Source organism: Marinobacter sp. SBS5 (genome assembly GCF_048285575.1).
GTDB lineage: Bacteria > Pseudomonadota > Gammaproteobacteria > Pseudomonadales > Oleiphilaceae > Marinobacter.
The window spans coordinates 140,047-162,554 of sequence record NZ_JBLWAZ010000009.1 but is presented as its reverse complement, the minus strand read 5'-3'; the positions used below and the strand labels follow the sequence as shown (position 1 = coordinate 162,554).

The window sequence follows — 22,508 nt, the reverse complement described above, 5'->3', positions numbered from 1 at the left end:
AGCGCCCGGTCATTTAGAGGCGGATGTTAACGCCTAGAGTTACGGTTTCGCGGTCGTATTGGTAGCGATCGATATTGCTGTCGTTACTCATTCGGCCTAGCTTGGTCGTTACCGCGAAGGTTCGATCAAATTGGTATTCTGCATTGAGGCTGTACGATAGGCGTCTGTCTGTTCGCTTTTTCGTTTCGCCGTTCTTGAATGTGTGGGAATGCGTGTAATCACTGTGCCTAAAGCTAGCATTGGCCCCTATCTTCAGAGCTCTGGTTATCGCATAGGAAATCTTGCCTCCTAGCGTATGTCCCATCGGGGAAACGCTGTAAAACTCGTCCTCAATCTCCCGATTCTTTCGGTTGTTATAATCAAAGCGATACTGCAACTCACCCGACCAGTCGCCTTGGTGAGCCCGGTAACGGGTATCCAACCGATAATGCTGGCCTTCGTATGCCTGGTATTGGGCCTTGTCTGCAAAAATCTGTTCGGCCTCAAGTTTAATTTGGCAGTTTGCCTTCAACGCTTTTGTGGAGCAGGTGGGGGTAAGCCAATCTGCGGTTAGCCTTGCTCGTTGTTCCCGAGACGTATTTGCCATCCAAAGCTGATCCCCCTCTAGGCCGAGGCTGATTCGGTCCTGACCAAGGTGATAACGCCATGCTGTCCCGAGGCGAAGAAGGTGTGTGTTGAAGTTGTCTTCTTCAAAATAATCCCGAATATAGAACTGTGCTTTCCATTGAATCGCAGTTTTATCATGACGATACGCATAACCGGAAGCGGCACCTACCGATTCGATAAAGCCGTCGTCGAGCGTGCTGGCAGCGGTATCCGGAAACAAGCCGATATTATCCTCATAACCGACGGCTAGAGAGAAAAGTGCCTGCCATTGTTTTGGGGAGGGTGTTTGGCTGCCGAGTCGTTTGAGCTGCGCGAGGGCCAGTTTTGCGAGTTTTTGCTGACTGCCGTCGGCGACAACCGTTCGGAAATGGTGCAGGGCAGTTGAAGAATCGTTTTCAGACAGAGCGACCAATCCTAGATTGTAATGCGCTAAAGACGTCTGCTTGGTGCCGATAAGTTGCGAAAACGTTTGTCGAGACTGTTCATATTCGGCCAGCTTGTAGTACACCACACCAAGGTTGTAAATCAGGGCGAGCGACTGAACTCCTTTCGTTTGGGCGGACTCGAGTAGCTGTTTTGCTTGATTGAGATTGCCTTCTTGAAAGGCCGTCACGCCAGATAGGAAATCTTGCCTGCCGTCATCATGGGTGTCCGCCACAGCGGCAGAACACAGGCTCAAGCTGAGAACGAAAAGGACGGGTTTAGTAAGGCGACAGGACAAAAGTGGATCCCTTAATACTGGCAAGGTGCTAGCGCATTAAGGGATAGCTTATCTTATTAGCGATGAAAAAGAGAAGATGCTTGTGAATTGCGTTTCTGTTGAGTCGTTCGACACGGCAGGATGTTAGGGGGTTGTGTTTTCTGGCAGGTCGACAGGAGCTTCGAGGGGCAAGTCCAAGCCAGGATCCGGAAGGTTGTCCGTAGGCAACTCTGTGCTGGGCAACTCCGGCTCCGTTAGTTCAAGTTCGGGGAGATCCGACGGCTGCTCCTCGGGAAGTTCCAGTTCAAGCGCGTCTCGGGTTTCTCTTGCCTCGGATGCAAGAGTTTCCTGCATTTCACGGGCTTCGTTTGTGAGCTCGTCGATGTCTGGCGCTTCAAAAGATTCACCAAGCGTCAATTCATTAACGGAATCGGGAAGTTCCATTTCTTGCACAAATGAGCCATCTAAAGACTCATCGTCCATCACCATGCGCATGGTCACATCCAGATCAGGCTCAGCGAGAGCTGTTCCAGAGCAAAACGCTAAGCCTAGGGAAAAGGCTGCATAAACAAGCGGGTTTAGCTTAGTCATCATGTCGACGGCTCCTTTGTCTTACCGATGTCCGCACGGAAGGTTTTCCTTTTATTGCCATCATCGAGATGGGCGACCAATGTGCCTGCACCAGGGAAGAGTACATTCAGCGGGAGTGCTAACAAGTTGTCTCCAGGTTTGAGGTCAACCTTCCAGCTAACACGGTGCCGACCGGGGAAGGGGGTCAACTCCATGTTGGGAGGCAGCTCCAGCGTTAGCGTTACGTTTTCCACGGCTTCGTGGGAGTTAAAGGCCAGTTTTACGGTTTGTTGTTTAGGCGTTGCGCTGATTGCTTCTACCGTAGAAACAGACTCTTGCACAACGACCGGTTGGCTTTCCGAAGTGGGGGCGGACAGTTCTCCACCAATAAAGACACCAACCACCAGTGCTGCGGCAATGGCGCCGCTCCACGCGGGAATGTGCCAGTTCCGGTTACCTTTTTTCGGGTCGCCACCGGTGGCGGCCGCAAGGACGCGGCTCTCAAAGTCAACGCTTGGCTCTGGTATCGCCATGCCTCGTAGGCCTCGCTGCAGCTCTTGACATGCGTGTAATGCTTTTGAGCATTCAGGGCACGCGTCTGCATGCTGCTGCATCTCTACCGACAACTTGCAGCTGGCTTCAGAATCGATGTTGGTAATAAAAGTTTCGCAGTTCATTGTGTCCACCTTACTGAAGCTCACGTTGCTCACCTTCAAAAGGTTCCAGTTCTGCTTGTAAAAATTTTCGAAGGGTGGCACGAGTGCGGTGCAGCCGCGATTTAATCGTGCCCACAGCTACCTCCAGCACCTCTGCGATATCGTCTTGTCGCCAATCATCGACATCGTGCAGAAGTATAAGTGTGCGTTGGTCCGGTGTCAGTTGGTTCAGTGCTCGGGTTAACGCGACATGATTGGATGCTTGAGCGAGTCCAGTGATCGGATCAGCCGCGTCGCTCGGAAGCGTTTCCAGGTAAGGGGTGGCCGATTCGATGTCGTCCATCACGCTGGCATTAACTTCTCTTCCTGCGGGGCGTTTGCGAATTGAATCAACAAATTGACGATATAACACCCGGTTCAACCACGGGCGCAATTGTTCAATCGACTCAAGCTCGTCCAATTTCGAATAGAGCTTTACCACTACATCTTGTACGAGGTCTTCCGCATCATGTTGCCTGCCCGTCAAGCGATATGCGAAGGCATACAACGCTTTCAGATGCGGTTGGACAAGACGCTCGAAACGTTTTGATTTGGACTGGCGAAATGGAAGCAGGGCCAATCGGGTACCTCTGTGCTGCGCCGTTGTGAAAAACAACAGGGCGGTGGTTATTTTAGTTCTGGCTCTATGGTAACAGCCTAAGAGCTTTCAGGGTATCCGGATTCAAAAAATAATTTCATGTGGTTTTGTGCAAGTAATCAATGGGTTAATTGCGTTTTTAAGTGGGTTTGGTGCGAAAAACTTGAAAAATCGGGAACCTTTGGCATTAGACCAACGTGGGGGCTACTAAAGGCGCATAAGACGCCGAATTACAAGAAACCCTGAGGTATAAACTATGTTCATCCGCAATGCCTTAATTGCCGCTATCTCTACGGCTTCACTGGGACTTACTGGCTGTTTGGACAGCGGTGGTCAAACCAATAAAAACGCTAACCCGGTTTACAAAGTTAACGGCGGACCCAGCATAGAGCGAGGTACCCACCCTTTATTTGCCCCCCTGGAAACTGAATTTGTTATTCCTAGCGATGCGCTTTTCTATCTGAGCGACGTTGATGATGGGACCATGCTTAACGGGACTGATCCTGCCAACCCGGTAACCGATGGTATCGGCTACCTTGACGGTGCTTCGGTACTCGCGCCTATTGATGTCAAAATCAGCGCAAGCCTGGATGCAGAGCAAACTCTGGATGCTAACGAGTTTGTTTTGACCGAAGATGGTAAAACCATCCCGAATCCGAATCAGAATGTCTTCCTGATTCCAGTCGATTATGCCGGTGGCGATCCATTAAAGACACTTGATGGCGAAGCCCCGGGGCTGACAACGGCCGCACAGTACCGCAAAGCGCTGAGGTTGCAAGAAGAGGGCGATACTGCAGGTGCAGAAGCCATCTTTGCTGAGCTTCGCGATGAAAAGCTTCGTGTTGAGATGCTCGACATCGACGGCGGCGCGAATAACCTGATCCGTATCCTGCCGCTGACCCCGCTCAACGAGAAAACGCAGTATGTGCTGGCACTGAGCGACTCTATTGTAGACGCCGAGGGTAAGCCTCTGGTTGGCTCCGTGACTTATCAGAGTGTTGCTAACCCTGATCGCGAGCTGTCCAACGCGCTGTATCAGCCATTCCGGGATGCAATGTTGCCGGCTCGTAAGCTCGCGGCTGATTACTTCGATTTTAAGCGTGAGCACGAAGGCTCGGCCGGGTTTAAAGCGACCTTTTCGGACATTCCTTACGCCACTATGCTAACCACCACTGCAGTGGATGATGTGCTGTTGGCCAATGCGGCACCGGTCACTTATTACCGTGAAATGCTGACCATCGAGCAGCGTAAGAGTGATCTGCAAAAGCTGTTCGACGGATTTTATAACCTGAGCGGCCAAACATTGGCGGAAGGGAGTGCAGCCGAGCAAAACTTGAATGCACAGCTATATGCAGATCTAACTGACTCAAGCTCCGAAAATTATGATGCCGAGCTGGCCGCAATTCTGGAGGCCGCGAATGCGAACGGTGTTGCTGTCACTTACGGCGATGTCATCGTAAACGCAGATCGCGACCGCCGCTTGGCGCATGCCATTCAGGCAGCTACAGCGCAAGCCAGTGACGATACCATGGATGTCTCTGCCGACGCGCAGAGCATGGCGGATGCGGCTGAGGCAATTCTGGATACGCCTAAGCCGAGAACAGTGAAGGTTTTCAGTCAGCGGACCGGGGGTGATGTAAACCCTGCGCTTGAGCAAAACCCCACGGGTTTTACGCCCATTAACATACGTGTGTACGAAGGTGAGATTTCACTACCGTATTTCCAATCTTTGCCTGCCGACGGCGACGGTTCGGTTCTAAAGACCAAGAGCTGGGCGCCAGCGGACTTTAGCGACGACACGACGCTTGGCCAAGCGCCGTCTGACCGTATCAGTTATCGGTTCCCATTTGCGGCGAAAACAGCTGATACGACTGTTCCAATTGTGGTTGCCGCTCCGTCAACGACATCAACGGCTCCGGCGAATGGTTACCCGGTTATCATCTACCAGCACGCAGCCACCCAGGATCGGTCGGCTATTTTGCCAATGGCAACTGCCGCGGGGCTTACGTGTATCACCTCAGATGATGATTGCTTTGTGACGATCGGTATTGATCAGCCGCTGCACGGCATTTTCAAAGAAGATGGCGGTGCTGTAGGTCTAAGCCCAATTTCGACTCAGGCGGGCGCCTCTGCTGAGGCGACAGAGCGTCATTTTTGGTTTGCAGCTGATGCTGAATTGAACGCAGTGCCTGCCGCAGGGCTTGAAGACCCTGAGTCCGGCAGCCTGTTCCTGAACTTCGCGAACTACGCAAATACCCGCGACAACATGCGCCAGAGTGCGATCGATCTGCTCAATGTGAACGCATCACTGCAAAACATTGAAGATGCGATTGCTGCATGTTCTGAGTGTGATAATGGTCTGAACATTGATCCCAGCCGCGTCTACTTCATGACTCACTCACTGAGTGGCATGGGTGGGGCAGCTGTTCCGCACGTGACCAATCTCGCCATCGACGCAGGTAACCCTCACCTGAATCGCATTCAGGCGTCTACGTTCTTCAACACCGGCGGCAGCTTCACTCGTCTAGTCGAGAACTCGCAGTCAGTAGCACCCCGCGTGTTGCCAGGTCTGGATGACGCTTCTGACGGCCTGCTTGCGCAAGGTCGTACCGAGTTGAATATCTACTTCAACGTGTTCCAGGCGCAATTGGATTCGGTTGATCCAACGGCATTCGCTCCGTTTTATAAAGATCAGCCGGTGTTGCTGACAGAGATCGCTGGTGATCCCGAAGATCCCGAGAAGCCCACGGATAACACCATCCCGAACGCCGCTGATGAGGAAGCTGCTTTGCCACCGCTTGAAACCACAATTTCCGAAACCGGCTTTGTGATCAAAGGCGAAAACATGCCGCTGGCAGGCACTGACCCTCTGGCTGCTGCGATGGGTGCTTCAGCCATAAAGGCTAGCAGCAATACCTTACCGGTAATTACCCGCTACACCGAAGGTGCGCATGGCAACCCCATTTCTGCCGGTACTAAGAGCGCTGAACCGTACTCCTCGAGTGCAGTCTTTACCGAGATGACCGCACAGATGCTGGAGCTGTTTACTGACGGCACCGTCTCTGTTGACAACGGCTGTGTGGTTCAAGGGGTTGCCGGCAGCAACTGCGACGATCCCGAAAACAGTGATCCAGGTGAAGAGCCCGGTGACGGAAATGGAGGAGGAGACGGTGGTGACAATGGCCAGATCCCCATTCCGATTCCAGGGTTTTAATCAAAACACGTGAATAACAGCGCCGCACATATTCGGCGGCGCTCAAAACCTCTCACAACGACAACGATAACCAAGGCGTGTAACCCGCTTGGCGGGGACGCTTGCGCCAAAATAATGTGCGGAGTAACTGCAATGACAACAAAAAAGTCCATTTTAGCGAGGTCTATTCAGCTAGCGCTGACGACCCAGATCGCGTGCCTTGCACCAACCGCAGCCGCTTTCGACTTCAGCTTCTACGAGATTGACGCATCGTTTAGTACTACGCTGACGGCGGGCACCGCCTACCGGCTGGAAGATCAAGATCCCGACCTGATCACTCAGGGCAACTTGGGGCCAGAGTACGCCTACAGCGACACCGGCGCGTCTTCCAACAACTTTGACGACGGTAACCTCAACTTTAAAAAGGGTGACCCGTACTCGACCATCCTACGTGGCCGTAGTGAGTTGTTCCTGGATTATGTTCCGGATAGCGATGTACTGACTCGCGTCGGCTTTTTGGGCCGGGCCAGTTATTACTACGATTTCGAGCTCAAAGATAACGAGCGCGCCGTGGACCCCGTTGGTCAGCAGCGTGAGCTGAACCCCGAAGCGAAAGATAACGCGTCCGGTATCGATCTGCTGGATGCTTATATTTTCACAGACTGGCAGGTAGGGGACGTTCCAGTAGCGGTTCGCTACGGTCGTCAAGTCGTCAACTGGGGAGAAAGCACCTTCATCTTGGGGGGCATCAACGCGATCAACCCCATTGACGTACCTGCGTTTCGTGCGCCCGGTGCAGAGCTTAAAGACGTGCTTCTTCCGGTCGAGATGCTCTATACCTCGGTCGGGCTAACACCGGAAGTAACCGTAGAAGCGTTCGTACAGACTGATTGGGAACCGTTCCGCATCGATGACTGCGGCACCTTCTTCTCAACGGCCGACGTTGCCGCTGATGGATGTGGCCCGGTATTGCTGGCTGGGCAGGTTCCAGACTCACAAGCCTTTGACGAAGGCTTCATCGCCCCTCGTATCGGTGACAAAGAGCCCGGCGATAAGGATCAGTTTGGTGCAGCCGTGCGTTGGTATGTCACCGCACTAGAGGCTGATGTGGGCTTTTACTACACCCGTTACCACAGTCGTCTGCCATACATCAGTGGTGTGGTAAACAATCCGGCTTCGCCTGAAAGCAGCCAGATGCGCGATGACAGTAAGCCGGACTCCCGCTTCCCGAGTTACTTCATTGACTACCCCAAAGGCATCGACCTGTTTGGCGTGAGCTTTAACACCACGCTGCCAACCGGCACCTCTCTGGGTGCGGAGTACAGCTACCGTCCAAACATGCCGATTCAGTGGAACACCTTTGAGTTGATTTACGGCGGCTTGCAGCAGCGCGGCCCAGACGGCCAGGTGATCAGTAAGCTTGAGCAGCGTGAGCAGGCTAATGGAGGCAACTACGCGGGTAAGGCTGTAGATGGTTACGACCGTTATGGCGTGTCGCAAGCCCAAACAACGCTCATTCACTTCATTGATCAGGTGATGGGTGCAGACCGTTTCATCATCGTGGCTGAGATTGGTGCCACCTACGTGCACGACCTGCCTGACTTGTCGGAAGCTCGCTACGGCCGCTCCGGTATGTTCGGTGTAGGCCCGGTTCCTCTGGATGGCCCCAGCTTCTCGGGTGATTTCTGTAGCCAGGGCACTGATAGCGAGAAGCGTCTGAACATTAACGCTACCAACTGTACGAACGACGGCTTTACGACTGATTTCTCTTGGGGCTACCGAACCTTATTTGTGTGGGACTACCCAAGTGCAGTAGCGGGCGTGAACTTGCGTCCCAAGCTCTATTTCTCGCACGACGTGAAAGGCTACGCGCCGGACCCGGGTGGTAACTTCAAAGAAGGGAACAAGTCGGTAGGGCTAGGCTTGGATGCAACCTATCAAAATGCCTATAAGGCCTCGCTCAGCTACACGAACTATTTTGGTGGCGACTTCAACGAAACCAACGACCGCGATTTCGTGGCCGCTTCAATCTCATACGCATTTTAATACCCGGGAACTCAAGGAGACCTGACTTATGAAGATGATACGTACGTTCTTATACAGCGCAGTAGCCAGCGCGATGCTGGCTGGAGGCTCGGCATCTGCCGGGGTGTCTCAGGATGAAGCAGCCAAGCTCGGTGACACTTTGACCCCTATGGGCGCGATCAAGGCCGGCAATGGCAATGAAATCCCGGCTTGGGACGGTGGTTTGGTAACCCCGCCAGCTAACTATAAAGGCGACGGCCGTTATGTTGATCCGTTTCCGAATGACAAAGAGCTGTTCCGAATCGATCAAAGCAACGTTGACGAATATGCCGACCGCCTGACCCCAGGTCAGGTTGCGATGATCAAAACTTACGACAGCTATTTCATTCCGGTTTATGAAACCCGTCGTACTGGTGCCTATCCAGACGTCGTGCAGGCCAAGACCAAAGCCAACGCTACCGATGTCTCGCTTATCGAAAGTGGCAACGGTCTGAGCAATTACCAGACGGCTATTCCGTTCCCGATTCCGAAGAACGGTCTAGAAGCGATCTTTAACCACATCACCCGCTACCGTGGTGGTTCAGTGACCCGTAACGTCGCGCAGGTGACCCCTCAGCCTAACGGTGATTTCAGTGCGGTTAAGTTCACCGAGTCGTTCACTGAGCGAGTCCAGTTGAAGGATTATGATCCGTCTGAAGATGAAAACGTAATGTTCTACTTCAAGCAGACCATCACCGCGCCTTCTCGTTTGGCAGGTAACGTGCTGCTGGTTCACGAAACCATCAACCAGGTTAAAGAGCCACGTCGTGCATGGTTGTACAACTCTGGTCAGCGTCGTGTACGTCGTGCCCCGAGTGTTGCTTATGACGGCCCGGGTACTGCGGCTGATGGCCAGCGTACGTCAGATAACCTTGATCTGTATAACGGTGCGCCGGACAAGTACAACTGGGAGCTTAAGGGCCGTAAAGAGCTTTACATCCCCTACAACTCCTACCGTGTGGCGAGTCAAGACCTGAGCTACAAAGACATCATCAAGCCGGGTCACGTGAACCAGGAACTCGCACGTTACGAGCTGCATCGTGTATGGCACGTAACCGCCACCCTGAAAGACGGCGAACGCCACGTGTACAAGAAACGTGATTTCTATATCGATGAAGACACCTGGCAGATTGCCGTGGTTGATCACTACGACGGCCGCGACAACCTCTGGCGCGTAGCGGAAGCTCATGCGATGCAGGTTTATGATGCTCGCATTCCGGCATACGCCTTTGAAACTCTGTATGACCTCTTGTCTGGTCGCTACCTGGTGATGGGTATGACCAACGAAGAGAGCGATCCGTACTCGTATGGTGTTGAGCGCAGCTCACGGGAATATACCCCGGCAGCTCTGCGCCGCGCAGGTGTTCGCTAATCGGTTGACTGAGTGAAGTAGGCCCCGGCTGGTGTTCGCACCACTCGGGGCCCCTATCGAGGGTGGAGTTCACAAATGTACATACTCGATATACAAGCAAGTGGCACAGGTGACGAAAGTTACCCGGCTGAGATCGCTTGGACCCGTATGGACGGATCTGAGTCTTATTCCACTCTCATTAACCCTGATAGTGTGGATGGCTGGGAAAAATGGAGTCATCAAGCAGTTCATCACGGTCTGACAAGACAAGAATGTTGCGAGCGAGGTGAAACGGCAACCTACGTTGCCCGACGTGTTGCCCATCTAATAAAAGACTATCCGGTATTTTCTGAATCTCCAATCGAAGACCAACAGTGGCTCGATAAACTGTTCATGTCTGCAGGCAAACGCTGCCCTGCAAAGCTCATCCCTATAGAGCACGCAGTGCGTTCCCGAAGACGACTAGAGTTGCATCGCTACCTCTTGGCTCGCCGTGACGAACACAATGCGGCCGCGAATAGCCTGCTTTTAGCTCGCGCTATACGACAAATCAATGCTTCCGCCAAGTCTGACAGGCGTAACCAAAGCGCTCTAAGTTCATCCCTTAAGTGGTTGAAAGATTTCTCGTTTGTAACCTAAGTTTTTGCTTTTTAATCTCCCCATAACGCTCATTCTGCTATTCTTCTTTGCAATGCATATCTTCCTCCCGTCATAACGAGCACTTGTCAGTTCAGGCAGTTGCTTTCTTATCACCATGGCGGCGGACACAAGGACATTGCCATGAATAAGCTCAGCTTGCTTGCACTTGCAATATCACTATCTATCACACCGATGATGGCGTTGGCGAAGATCACCGCGGCGACTCTCTACCCATCACATGCCGAATTAACATGGCAGGAATCTGAACAGGTCAGTGCAGGTATGGGCACAATTGATATCGAAGGCCTACCATTGAGCCTTCAAGACCAGTCATTGCAGGTTCTGCTTGAGGGGATGCCGAGTGCGCAGGTTCATCAGATTCAGGTCAGTCGGGCAGAGCGTGAAGAGTTTGTCTCAGAGGAAACCCGCCGAATCCGAGATGAGTTGTCTGTCGTAACCTTGCGAATTCAAGAACAGGAAGATCGTATCAGTGCATGGAAACAGCAGGTCACGCTGATGAATCATGCTGCCCAATCGCCCCATGAACTAACCGCTTCAGAACTCAGCGAAATGGCAGCGGCCGTTAAAGACACCACCCAGAAAGCACTGGCTGAAATACGCGAAATTCGTGTCAACATGAAGAGCGATGCGGCCTTGAAAGATCGCCTTACGCGTGAGCTCTCGCAAGTGACCCAAAGAGCCAAAGCAACTAAAAACGTGCGGATCCATTATCGGGCTCCCGAAAGTGGCGCTTTGAAAGTGAAGCTTCGGTTTCAGACTTCCGAAGCCAGCTGGCGGAGCGAATACAATGCGCGGTTGAATACCGAGGTTGAGTCTGGCGGAGAACTAACCTTAGAGCATGTAGCAGTTGTGCAGCAGACCACGGGTTACGACTGGGACGATGTGCAATTGCACCTTGCTACCGCTAATGCGCGCAGGGGAACGTCTATGCCGACCGTGAGCTCTTGGGTTGTTAGTCCGGATCAGCCAGAGCGATACCAGTCCAAAATGCTGGCGCCGATGGCGGAGATGCGCGCAGAGTTGGTCATGGCCGATTCTGCTGTAGTAGATAGGGCCAGTACCTTCACGCAAAGCTATCGCCTGACCGGCAAAGTTCAGGTGCCGAGCAGTTCATCCAGCCAGCGTTTTATGGTCGCCGAGCACAGACTACCGGTTGAGGTGGCCACCTGGTCGGCTCCAGTCCTGGATCCTACTGGCTATGTGCATGCGACGGGCAAGTTTCAAGCTGAGGCTCCCATACCTGCAGGGCCTACCACCTTGTATCGGGACGGTCAAAGTGTGGGGCAAACTCATCTAAAAGACCTGACCAACGGGGAAGAACTGGCGTTAGGATTCGGAGTCGATGAAGGCGTTCGAATTTCGGTGATCAATGAGCTTGAGCGAACCGGGGAAGAGGGCATCTGGAAAAGCGAAAACGTCCAGCGCCGCCAGAACCGTTTTGATATTACCAATCATCACAATAAGCCCGTTCAGGTTCGACTATTCGATCGATTGCCTGTGTCCCAGAAGGATGTGTTAACGGTGAAACCATTGGAAATCAGCGAACCTGTCCAACGCAACTTTGAGGATAAGAAGGGCGTTTTGGTTTGGGATAGGGAGGTGGCTTCAGGAAAAGCCATTAGTGTGAAATCAGGGTTCGAGGTGAGGGTGCCAGAAGGCACTACATTGCCACACTTGTGAACGTGGATAGTTCTAAACGTAGGTAGGTAGTGCGCCTTCAAGTCGCCTCATCATCCGTGAACCATGTACATTTGAGCGCTATGCCTCATAATTGTTTAATCACTTCGAACGTTTAGGTTATACGGTCACGTATGCAAACTACTTTTTGGAAAGAACAGGGTTTCGTTAAATCTGCCCTTATAACCGGGTTAGTTTGTGTATTCGTATTTACTTTGGTTGTGTACGGGGCACTGCAATATCAGGCTTCACTTCAAAGCGACGATTTGAAGGTGACAGAGCAAGCCAAAACCAGAATGACGGCTGGGCTACTTGAGCAGGTCTTCGAGTACACAGCCAATGATCTTTTAGCGATTGCCAACTTGCCGGCGGCGGTTCGGTTTAACCGTTACAGGAATGACGCTTGGGAAGAAGCGCTTCAGTTGGTGTTCCGGGCTCAGCTCGGACAAAAATCCACGTATAGTCAACTGCGTTTTCTCGACCACGACGGTCTGGAACTGGTTAGGTTAGAACGGAATGATCAACGCGTTTTCAAAAAACACGAAAATGCACTGCAGTTTAAAGGCGAGCGGTATTACGCCATTGAAACCGCAGCCCTTGCTGAGGGCGATGTCTACGTTTCACCGTTGGATCTTAATGTTGAAAAGGGACAGGTTGAAGTACCGTATGAGCCCATGATTCGTTTTGGCGTGCGGGTTGTCGATGAGGAGACTGGCAATCAAGGGTTAGTGATTCTAAACATGAAGGGGCAGGCTCTTTTGGCCCCCTTTGATACCGGCATGGCCGGATCTTATCCGGCGTTTCTGCTGGACAGCGAGGGCCACGTTCTTGCGGGTCCAGACCCCAATGATGAGTGGGGGTTCATGTTTGGCCTCCCTTCAGCTTTCGCACGTGAGTATCCTGAAGCCCTTGATCAAATTCTAGGTGGCGACCATGGGTGGGTCGAGACCAGCAAAGGGCTTTTCGTCTACGAAACCGTCCACCCGTTAAAGCAATTCAATCGCAACTCACCTGCGGGGCAATACACCTGGAAAACCGTGTCGTTCGTTCCCAGCGAGTCGTTGCCGTCTTCTGCATTAATGAACCACACTTGGGTAATCGGCTTCTATGTCATTGGTGTTTTTCTAACCCTGGTTATTTCTTTCTATACCCACTTTTTGATTCATAAACGCCGTGAGCTTCGCCGTGAAAAGGAGCGGCAATCCAAACGCTTCTGGAAAATATCGAGTGTATTGGGTGATGGCTTGATCGTCATGGATAAGCATGGCCTTTTGACTTACATGAACCCGGAAGCGGAGCGGATTCTGGGCTGGAGCTCTGATGAACTTGTTGCTAAGCAAGGGCACGAGGTGTTTCATGTGCATGATCAAGAAGGTGCAGGGTGCTCGATACTGGATGTAATAAATACGCGCCAGTTGTATCGCAGCAAAGACGAGGAATTCCGCCGTAAAGACAATTCCACCATTCCGGTCACCCTGAATGCAGCCCCGCTTACGAGTGATACGGGTGACGAGGGCATCGTGATCTCATTCCAGGATTTTTCCGAGATTAAAGAGTATCAGGAGGCCATTCATAACCTCGCTTTTCAGGACACCTTGACCGGGCTGCCTAACCGGCGTGTTCTGGAAGACCGCATGCAATTGGCGATCGCATTGTCAGGGAGGCATGCCCGTTACTTGGGGGTGATGTTCTTGGACCTTGACCACTTTAAGCAGGTCAACGACACCTACGGTCATGACGCAGGCGATATCTTATTGAAGGAAATCGCAAGAAGACTTGAGCGCAGCGTTCGGGAAACGGATACGGTGGTGAGAGTAGGGGGTGACGAGTTTGTCGTTTTGTTACCTGAAGTTTCTTCGCCGGATAACGCGACAGTGGTCGCCCAAAAAATTATCAACACCGTTGCGCAACCGGTGGTGTTGCCCCTAGGTGTTGCCAGAGTGGGGGTGAGTATCGGAATTACCATAGCCCGGGGAGCAGGCATTACTATTGCTGGCTTGATGCAAAGCGCCGACCAAGCCATGTATGAGGCAAAGCGTAGAGGCAAAAACCAACTCGTCGTCAATGAATACCATTTGCCCGTCGATGAAAACAACGAATAAGGCTACTCAGGATTAGGAATCGTTCATGAGTGTTGAACCTTTTGAAACTTTGGCATGCCCACTAGACGGCATCCCCCTTTACCGTGAGGGTAAAAGCTGGCGGTGTGAGAACGGCCATAGCTTTGACATTGCTCGACAAGGGTACGTTCATTTGCTGCCAGTTCAGAAAAAGCGTTCAAAGGATCCGGGCGATAGCAAAGCGATGATTGCTGCACGGCAACGGTTTCTTGAGTCCGGATTTTATCAACCGATTGCCGATGCCGTAACCAAGGCAACCTTAGACGGTACAGTGGAACAAAGCCCTATTCGTTGCCTCGATGCTGGCTGCGGCGAGGGCTATTATCTGCGCCAACTGGGTTCGGTTGCCGGGGGCTCTGCCTTGTCCTTGTTGGGACTGGATATTTCCAAATGGGCGGTATTGTCAGGCGCTCGGCAAGACTGTCGGCCCAGCTGGGTGGTGGGCAGTAATGCCAATCTGCCAGTCGTTTCCGGCTCGCTCGACCGAGTGTTGTGCCTCTTCGGTTTTCCTGTTTATCCAGAGTTTGCCCGTGTACTTCGCCCGGGCGGTCGGTTGATTCAAGTGGATGCTGGTCAGGACCATTTACGTGAACTACGAGAGATTATTTATCCGGAAGTCAGAACCGAATCGAAGAAGGTCTCAGAAACACCTGAAGGCTTTCGCCGGGTAGCGACGGAGGACGTGCGGTTTTCCTTACATCTGGCGGGTGCAGAGCCGATTGCCGATCTGCTCGCCATGACACCCCACCTTTACCGGGCTAGCCAAGAGGGTAGGGATAGGGCAGCCGCTCTCGAGTCTTTGTCTCTGACGGTCGATGTTTGCCTGCATAGCTTTGAACGCGAAAGTGAGGCAAGTGATTAACGAAGGCAGGCTTTAGACGGAGGCGATTTCCTCAGCGGTGAGTGATCGGTACTGACCTACGGTTAATTCGTCGTTGAGTTGAATGCTACCCATACGTTCCCGGTGAAGGGAGGTGATGCGATTACCAACGGCATGAAACATTCGTTTCACTTGGTGGTAACGGCCTTCGTAAATCGTAACCCGAGCTTCGCACTCGTTTATCTCTTCGATCTGCGCCGGGGAGGTTGTTAGCTGCTCGTATTCGAACCAGATACCTGCTTCAAATCGTCGATGTGTTTCGGGCGTGATGGGATGCTCTGTGGTTACTCGATACACTTTAGGAATTTTGATTTCCGGCTCTGTTAGCCGACGGGACCAGTTGCCATCGTTGGTAAGAATCAGAAGGCCCGTGCTGGCACGATCCAAGCGGCCGCCGATATGCAGATCATCGTGTAGGGTGGAATCAATTAACTCCAACACTGTCGGATGAAGATCGTCGACGGTTGCGCTTAAGTAGCCTGCGGGTTTATTGAGCATAAGATAACGGGAAGGCCGGGCCTGCTGAATGACGTTCCCATCGACCGATACGGCGCAAAACTCACTGACATCCTGCTGCGCTTCCCGGCAAACTTCGTCATTAACCGAAACGCGACCGGTGGCAATCAAGGCGTTAGCGCGTTTACGACTAACGCCGTTCTGATTACTGACGATTCGCGATAACTTCATCAGAAAAAGCGGTTAAGCGCCTGTACCTTTAGCTTTAAGTCGATAAAACTCTTCAATAACCTGTTCCATCGCGTCGGGACAGTATTCCCGAAGACCGCCCAGCATAATGTGTTTGGATACTTCTCCCACTGGCTTTCCGTCTGACAACAGGTCGTAATCCAGCGTGACGTTGCCTCGTTTTCCGGCCGCTTCCAGCTTGGTGCCACTCAACTTTAGGTCCGGGTTAGATGTATTTAGCTGCTTGAGGGCAAGGCTCATGCTTTGATACATAACCATCGGGCGATCAGGGTTGAACATAACGCCATGGGACTCCATGAGCGGCTTGAGTGTGTGAGGGAAATTTTTACCGGACGTTGAAACGTAGCACCGGATAAACTCTTCAACCGCTGTCGCGTCGAGCGTTCGGTCACCGCTGCGGCTCACTTCGATGTAGACTTTACCAGCTTCGTCGCAAACCTCTATCGTGCCATCTTCGCTTTCACGAAACTCGAGCGGCACCTCGGCGCCCAGTAGGTTCTGGAACTTGAAAGTCATGGTGCTGGACAAGCCAAATCGGGATAACACAATGGCAAACAGGAGGTCGCCAGGCACGCAGAAACGGCGTGCGTCCACATCGTGGATCGGGTTGAAATCTCCGGCTACTTCCTTGGCAAAAAGGCTCGCCTGACGCGCTGTAATAATGATGCGCCCGTTTTCTATGGAGTAAAAGCGGTCTAAAAACATAGTTTTCCTTTAGTCATTACCGGCTTCCGCCTCTTGCAGGCGTTCTTGGCGATCCCGTTCTTCTTCCTTAGCGGCTTCGATGATTTCGATAAGTTCGTCCACATCCGCACTTTTGGTGTTGTGCTCAAAGCAACCGGTAAGTTCGGTATCCGGGTAGAGTTCACCAGCCTCATACAGCGCCCAGATTTCTTTACCATAGTCCGTATTCAATAATTCCGGGGCAAAGCGCCCGAAATAACGGCGCATGTTATCGATATCACGCTCTAGCATTCGTTCCGCGTTGTTGTTTCCCGAGGCGTTAACCGCTTGTGGCAGATCGATAATGACCGGGCCGTCCGGGTCTACAAGTACGTTAAACTCAGACAGATCACCATGGATCAAACCGGCGCACAACATACGGACCACATCGGAAATAACCTGGGTATGGTAAACCTTAGCTTGCTCCGGTGTTAGTACCACATCGTCTAATCTCGGGGCGGCTTTACCGTCTTCATCCGAGATCATTTCCATCAACAAAACACCGTCTACGAATCCGAATGGCTCGGGCACCCGCACGCCTGCTTGCGCTAGGCGATACAGGGCATCAACCTCCGCGTTCAGCCAGGCATCTTCCTGCTCTTTCTGCCCGTATCGAGTTTTCTTGCTCATAGCCCGGGCACGGCGAGTGTTTCGGACTTTGCGACCTTCCTGATACTGTACAGCTTGCTTAAAACTGCGTTTCTGCGCTTCTTTGTATACCTTGGCGCAACGCACGCTGTCGCCGCAACGCACCACGAACACTTGAGCTTCTTTTCCGCTCATCAACTGATACAACACTTCGTCTACCATGCCGTCATCGACAAGGGGCTGTAATCGCTTGGGTATTTTCATAAAACTCTGAGCTGCCTGGTTATGTCTGTTCGGAAAAGCACGTTTGCCAGCATGTCTAAACGTATACTACCTCATAATGAAGCTGGTACTCTGCTGGTTGAGATAATCAGTTCATTATTCGGGCGAGCCTTTGTCAATGGATTCAACGATTCCGCCAGAGAGTTTTATGGATTTGCTGCTGGACGCTCTCTGCATCGTCGACCGCGATGGCTATATCCGATACGTCAGTTCTTCTAGCCATCGAATTTTTGGATACCAACCGGAAGAAATGATTGGTCGAGCTGTTCTGGATTTCGTTCACCCAGATGATCAGCATAGAACAGCCTACGCGGTTGAAGAAATCTTGCAGGGTGAACCCAAGCCAAACTTCGAAAACCGTTACGTTCGAAAAGATGGCTCTACAGCCAATATCCTGTGGTCAGCGCGCTGGTCAGACAGCCAGCAGGTGCGCGTGGCTTTAGCTCGTGATATTACAGAGCGGAAAAAAGCTGAGGCTAGGCAGTCTGCTATCTACGCCATTTCAGAGGCTGTGCATAACGCGGATAACTTGTCTTCGTTGTTCGAGGCTATACACGGCATAGTTGATGGTTTGCTCGCAACACCGATTTTCACCGTGGTGCTAGTAGGCCCTGACAGTAACACCCTGGACGTTCACTATAACGCGAATAACTTAGAGGACGCTGCCTCGGATTCTAAGTCTGTCGCCTGCGAGCTGTGTTCACAGTTAATGCAATCCGAAGCTACCAAGCTTGTACGTCCGGATGCTTTAGGGGTCCAGTTGATCTCGCCCAAAGGTGTGTGTGGGGCGGTACTGTTGCAAAGGCTCTCGGGGAGCACGCTCTTTTCAGAGCATGACCGAGATTTGCTTGATTTCGTGGGTGTGCAAATTTCAGCGGCTGTTGAGCGTAAACGAATGCTCTCCCAACTGGAGTATATGGCTAGTTACGATCAATTAACCGGGTTGCCTAACAGGCACATCGTGTTGGACCGGATGCAGAATGCCCTGGCGCGTGTTACCAGAGATCAGGGCATTTTGGCCATTCTTTGTCTCGACTTGGATAAGTTCAAGAAAGTGAATGATACATACGGGCACGGCGCGGGGGATGAGATTTTGGTTTTGGTGGCTCGTCGTATGGTGGGGTGTGTTCGGGCTTCAGATACGGTTGGCCGCATGGGCGGGGACGAGTTTGTTGTGCTGCTTGATAACCTTAAGCAGCAGTCGGATGCCGTAGCCATTGCCGAAAAAATTCGCTCTACACTGAGCGAGCCTTATGAACTATCGGTGGCAACCCTTAACTTAATCCCAAGTATTGGTATCGCCTTTTACCCGGATCATGGTCGGGATATGGAGTCACTGATTTCGGCTGCCGACAGTGGAATGTACTTGGAGAAAAAGAGCAGGAGCTGAGTCCCATGGGAGTTTAGAAGTAGGGGCAATCAGAAACGCAAAAAGGCAGCCGAAGCTGCCTTTTCTATAACGCTAGTGGGCTGTAAATTACAGACCTACTACGTTTTCCGCCTGAGGACCTTTCTGGCCCTGAGTTACGGTGAACTCAACCTGCTGGCCTTCTGCCAGAGTCTTGAATCCGCCGCCTTGGATGGCGCTGTAGTGAACGAAAACGTCAGGGCCGCCTTCGCGAGTGATAAAACCAAAACCTTTGGATTCGTTGAAAAACTTAACAGTACCGGTAACAGTAGACATATATATAATCCTGAACTCAATCATTTTATTTGCCGTCTAATCGTCTATATGACGTTAGATCAGCGGGTTGTGCGGAAACAAAAAACTTGCGTGATCAAAAACAGGACGATGCACTACTGATGACAACAGGTATACGTCTTATTGATGAATGCTTTGCTAAATCTTTCCAACGACCGCCACTGTACTCCTACTGGATGAGTTTGCAAAGTTATTTTTCATAGGCAATAACCCATAGTGGGCCAAATGCGCATTGGCCCTTTATTTCGGGTACCCGGTGATCTTGCGAATCTTCCGGTACAGAGGCTGTAGGCGGTTATACATTTCCAGGTACACGTCCGAATACAGCTCGTCGTAGAGCGCTGACGCTTCTTTCGATGGCTCGAAAACATCTCCGACACGGGTCATTGCTTTAACCGCGGCTTTAAAATCCGGATGCAGGCCCAAGCCTACAGAGGCGTCAATCGCTGCGCCCAAGCCGGATGTTTCATAGGTGTGTGGCCGCTCAGCGGGAAGCCCGAAGATATCAGCCGTTAGCTGCATCGCGGCATCGCTTTGGGATCCGCCTCCCGCAACCCGCAGACGGCGAATGGTTTGTCCGTTTCGTTTTTCCAGCCGCTCTTTGCCTTCCCTCAGGGCATACGCCAAGCCTTCGAGAATGGCTCTATAAATGTGTGCCCGCGTGTGAACATCGCCAAAGCCGATGATCGATCCTTTGGCTTCCGGGCCGGGCTGCCTAACGCCGGGGCTCCAGTAGGGTTGCAGCATCAGGCCCATGGAGCCTGGTGGTACGGAGTTCACCAATTCGTCGAACAGTGCTTCGGCTTCGATGCCTTTTTGCTCGGCGATTCGCTGTTCTCGCAAACCAAACTCTTGCTTGAACCAGCTAACCATCCAGAAGCCGCGATAGATCATCACTTCTGAAGAGTAGTGCCCCGGCAGCGCCGAGGGGTAGGGCGGCATCAAACGCGTTGGTTCAACGTATTTGTGATTGGTGGTGTTGATTGTGGCGGTTGTGCCATAACTCATACACGCGGTGTCTGGGGACAATCCACCGGAGCCAAGAATCTCGCACGCTTTGTCCGAAGCCGCGGCAATCACGGGTAGCCCATTAGGCAGTCCCATATGTTCAGCCGCTTCGGGTAGCAGCTCTCCCAGTTTTTCGCCGGGTTTGACTAGATCCGGGAGCATACTGCGAGTGATGGGAGTTATTTGCCATTTGAAGTCGTGCCGACTGGCCCAGCGGTGTTTCTTGTAATCAAACGGCAGGTACCCCACCTGACTGCCGGTGGAATCGCGGTATTCACCTGTCAGCCGGTAATTCAAATAACCTGAAAGCAGCAGGTACTTATGGGTTTTTGCCCAGATATCCGGCTGGTTTTGAATGATCCAATTAGCCTGAGCTTTCTCTCGAAAGCGTTTGATGGGCTCTTCGGCCCGGATGAGCTTGAAAATAGCACCCCAAATACCTTTAACAGGACCTTCAACGTTCGCGTGCCGCTGATCCAGCCAGATGATGGCCGGTCGAAGCGGGTTGCCATCTTTATCCAGGTTAATCACCGTGCCGCGCTGAGTAGTGACGGTTACGCCGCGCACTTGTTCCGGCTTGGCACTGGTGCTTTGCCAGAGAGCCTGACAAGCGAGACCCAGGTTCTGCCAGAAGTATTCGGGATGCTGTTCGGCCCAGCCTGGCTGCTCGGAGAAGTAGGGTTCGATTTCCTGTTTGCCTTTGCCAACAAGGTTTCCGTGCTTGTCGAACAACAGTGCACGGATGCTTTGAGTGCCATTATCGATGGCTAATATCAGTGAATCGTCGGCCATCTTAGGCGGCTCCCGTTGTTGGCAAGCTGTAGGATTGGCGATAAAGAGCCCGGTAGCGATCCACTTCTTGCTGCCACTGAGTATCGCTCCAGCCCAGCAACGGCTGACACCGCTGACGAAGTGCTGGCAAGAATTTTTCCGCACCTTTTGGGCACACCAGCCCCAGCCGTGTTCGTCGAAGCAGCAAGTCATCCAGGTGGATAACCTGTTCATGTGTGCAGGCCCACTCGAGTTCGGCCCACAGGGTAGTGGTGCCTTCGACATAGTCATGGGTTGTGCCAGCCAGCATCGACGAGAGTTCGTGCCCGTAGAAGCCCTTGAGTCGGTTCCAGGTAAGCTTGCTGAAGGTCGTGTTCTTTGGAGCCTCGGGCGGGGCAGTGAATACAGGGGCGCGGTCATCTCTTAAAACCGAGCTATCACCCTCAAAGGCTGCGACCAGCGATTCGCGGGCTATTTGGCGGAAGGTGGTCAGCTTTCCGCCAGCGACGCTGACTAAGCCATTATGGCTTCGTAGTGTGTGTTCGCGGTTTTCTTCGGACGGCGATTTGCCTTCACCGCTCGTCACAACGGGGCGCACACCGGCCCAGCTCGACAAGACATCGTGAGCTTTAACTCCGGAACCGGGGAAAAGCTTTGATGAAACCTTCAGGAGATAGTCGACTTCGGCTTGGGTGATGCTCGGCTCAAGGTCCAAATCTTCTTTGTGGTCGAGATCCGTTGTGCCTAAAACGGTTGTGCCACGCCAAGGAAAGGCAAATACCGGGCGGCCATCATCCGGATGCAAAAGCGAGACCGCGCAGGTTACCGGAAGGCGCTGCCATGGGAGTACCAAGTGGCTTCCGCGCAAGGGCCGTATGTGCAGCGGGTTTTCGTGTGGCCCCTGTTTTTGCAGTCGGTCTGCCCACGCACCGGTGGCGTTAATAACGCGCTTGCTAGAAATGTGAATCGAATTCTCGGCAGGTTCGCCTTCCGGTGTTATGTCGATGCCCGTAACTTGGCCATCTGCGTCTCGAGTGATGCCGGATGCTGCAACGTAGTTGAGGCAGGTTGCGCCGTCACGTTTTGCTTCGGCGATCAATCGTTGTACCAATCGCGCATCGTCCGTGAGCGCATCGGTGAACCGGCTGGCTGAAATAAGATCGTTGTTTACTAGCCCTGGTACCCATTGCAGGGTTTCTGCCGGCGTTAACCTTTCTCTCGTTCGAACGCCCGCGAGTTTGTCATAAACCGCCAGTAGGGTTTGAAACACCCGAGGCCCCGGAAATTTACCGCGAAAATGGGGCATCAGAAACGGCATAGGGTCAACTAGGCCTGGAGCTTCTTTCATCAGTCGCTGGCGTTCACGTACAGCTTGCCGTGTTAGCCCAATGTGGCCGCTGCCCAAATAGCGCAGGCCGCCGTGTACCATTTTAGAGGAACGGCTGGAGGTGCCCCAGGCAAAGTCCTTTTGTTCCACCAAAAGGGTGCGTAACCCGCTGCCAGCGGCCTCACGGGCAACACCGGCGCCTGTGATGCCACCTCCAACAACCACGACATCAAATGGGTCGGTATGGTTTCTAAGCTCCGTCAGCGTTTCCTGTCGTGTCTTAGCCAT

At 52.5% G+C, this 22,508-nt stretch carries 18 protein-coding genes; 8 read left to right on the top strand and 10 right to left on the bottom strand.

The window, feature by feature from the left end:
* Positions 1 to 13 precede the first annotated feature (13 nt).
* The 4 genes from ACNQ6O_RS15365 to ACNQ6O_RS15350 all read right to left on the bottom strand — a co-directional run bounded on the left by ACNQ6O_RS15365 (position 14) and on the right by ACNQ6O_RS15350 (position 3,151).
* The gene (locus ACNQ6O_RS15365) at positions 14 to 1,351 is read right to left on the bottom strand and encodes a tetratricopeptide repeat protein (RefSeq protein ID WP_418054058.1); all 1,338 of its coding nucleotides are present in this window, start codon (positions 1,349 to 1,351) and stop codon (positions 14 to 16) included.
* A 99-nt stretch (positions 1,352 to 1,450) separates the two neighbouring features.
* Positions 1,451 to 1,900, bottom strand: coding sequence for a hypothetical protein (locus ACNQ6O_RS15360; RefSeq protein WP_418054057.1), 450 nt, complete (start codon positions 1,898 to 1,900; stop codon positions 1,451 to 1,453).
* Complete coding sequence (locus tag ACNQ6O_RS15355; RefSeq protein WP_418054056.1) at positions 1,897 to 2,553, bottom strand: anti-sigma factor family protein; 657 nt, start codon at positions 2,551 to 2,553, stop codon at positions 1,897 to 1,899. Before ACNQ6O_RS15355 ends, ACNQ6O_RS15360 begins: the two co-directional genes overlap by 4 nt.
* Positions 2,554 to 2,563: 10 nt before the next feature.
* Entirely contained in the window at positions 2,564 to 3,151 is a 588-nt protein-coding gene (locus ACNQ6O_RS15350) for an RNA polymerase sigma factor (RefSeq protein WP_418054055.1), read from the bottom strand.
* 274 nt (positions 3,152 to 3,425) lie between these two features.
* Between ACNQ6O_RS15350 and ACNQ6O_RS15345 the strand changes: the two genes are divergently transcribed.
* The 7 genes from ACNQ6O_RS15345 (at position 3,426) to ACNQ6O_RS15315 (ending at position 15,096) form a co-directional block, all read left to right on the top strand.
* The gene (locus tag ACNQ6O_RS15345; RefSeq protein ID WP_418054054.1) at positions 3,426 to 6,383 is read left to right on the top strand and encodes a hypothetical protein; all 2,958 of its coding nucleotides are present in this window, start codon (positions 3,426 to 3,428) and stop codon (positions 6,381 to 6,383) included.
* Between the two features lie 132 nt (positions 6,384 to 6,515).
* Complete coding sequence (locus tag ACNQ6O_RS15340; protein ID WP_418054053.1) at positions 6,516 to 8,408, top strand: DUF1302 domain-containing protein; 1,893 nt, start codon at positions 6,516 to 6,518, stop codon at positions 8,406 to 8,408.
* Positions 8,409 to 8,436: 28 nt separating this feature from the next.
* Positions 8,437 to 9,798, top strand: coding sequence for a DUF1329 domain-containing protein (locus tag ACNQ6O_RS15335; RefSeq protein ID WP_418054052.1), 1,362 nt, complete (start codon positions 8,437 to 8,439; stop codon positions 9,796 to 9,798).
* A gap of 75 nt (positions 9,799 to 9,873) precedes the next feature.
* Positions 9,874 to 10,416, top strand: coding sequence for a hypothetical protein (locus tag ACNQ6O_RS15330; RefSeq protein WP_418054051.1), 543 nt, complete (start codon positions 9,874 to 9,876; stop codon positions 10,414 to 10,416).
* Between the two features lie 141 nt (positions 10,417 to 10,557).
* Positions 10,558 to 12,117, top strand: coding sequence for a DUF4139 domain-containing protein (locus ACNQ6O_RS15325; protein ID WP_418054050.1), 1,560 nt, complete (start codon positions 10,558 to 10,560; stop codon positions 12,115 to 12,117).
* Between the two features lie 269 nt (positions 12,118 to 12,386).
* Positions 12,387 to 14,216, top strand: a complete 1,830-nt coding sequence (locus ACNQ6O_RS15320) for a diguanylate cyclase domain-containing protein (protein WP_418054049.1) — start codon at positions 12,387 to 12,389, stop codon at positions 14,214 to 14,216.
* A gap of 25 nt (positions 14,217 to 14,241) precedes the next feature.
* Entirely contained in the window at positions 14,242 to 15,096 is an 855-nt protein-coding gene (locus ACNQ6O_RS15315; RefSeq protein WP_418054048.1) for a putative RNA methyltransferase, read from the top strand.
* 12 nt (positions 15,097 to 15,108) lie between these two features.
* On the opposite strand, the gene ACNQ6O_RS15310 is transcribed toward ACNQ6O_RS15315, so the two are convergent.
* The 3 genes from ACNQ6O_RS15310 to ACNQ6O_RS15300 are packed head-to-tail and all read right to left on the bottom strand — an operon-like array spanning position 15,109 to position 17,394.
* Entirely contained in the window at positions 15,109 to 15,801 is a 693-nt protein-coding gene (locus tag ACNQ6O_RS15310) for a pseudouridine synthase (protein WP_418054047.1), read from the bottom strand.
* Positions 15,802 to 15,813: 12 nt separating this feature from the next.
* Complete coding sequence (locus tag ACNQ6O_RS15305) at positions 15,814 to 16,524, bottom strand: DUF3581 family protein (protein WP_418054046.1); 711 nt, start codon at positions 16,522 to 16,524, stop codon at positions 15,814 to 15,816.
* A gap of 9 nt (positions 16,525 to 16,533) precedes the next feature.
* The gene (locus ACNQ6O_RS15300; RefSeq protein WP_418054045.1) at positions 16,534 to 17,394 is read right to left on the bottom strand and encodes a PA4780 family RIO1-like protein kinase; all 861 of its coding nucleotides are present in this window, start codon (positions 17,392 to 17,394) and stop codon (positions 16,534 to 16,536) included.
* 136 nt (positions 17,395 to 17,530) lie between these two features.
* Here ACNQ6O_RS15300 and ACNQ6O_RS15295 point away from each other — a divergent pair, with 136 nt between their 5' ends.
* Positions 17,531 to 18,802 (top strand): diguanylate cyclase domain-containing protein, encoded by a 1,272-nt coding sequence (locus ACNQ6O_RS15295; protein ID WP_418054044.1) that lies wholly within the window; start codon positions 17,531 to 17,533, stop codon positions 18,800 to 18,802.
* Between the two features lie 87 nt (positions 18,803 to 18,889).
* On the opposite strand, the gene ACNQ6O_RS15290 is transcribed toward ACNQ6O_RS15295, so the two are convergent.
* The 3 genes from ACNQ6O_RS15290 to ACNQ6O_RS15280 form a co-directional block, all read right to left on the bottom strand.
* Positions 18,890 to 19,096 (bottom strand): cold-shock protein, encoded by a 207-nt coding sequence (locus ACNQ6O_RS15290; protein ID WP_011784828.1) that lies wholly within the window; start codon positions 19,094 to 19,096, stop codon positions 18,890 to 18,892.
* A gap of 258 nt (positions 19,097 to 19,354) precedes the next feature.
* On the bottom strand, positions 19,355 to 20,914 hold the full coding sequence (locus ACNQ6O_RS15285) for an FGGY-family carbohydrate kinase (protein WP_418054043.1): 1,560 nt from the start codon (positions 20,912 to 20,914) through the stop codon (positions 19,355 to 19,357).
* Position 20,915: 1 nt separating this feature from the next.
* Positions 20,916 to 22,508 carry a glycerol-3-phosphate dehydrogenase/oxidase gene (locus ACNQ6O_RS15280; protein ID WP_418054042.1) on the bottom strand — a complete coding sequence of 531 codons (1,593 nt, stop codon included), beginning with the start codon at positions 22,506 to 22,508 and terminating at the stop codon, positions 20,916 to 20,918.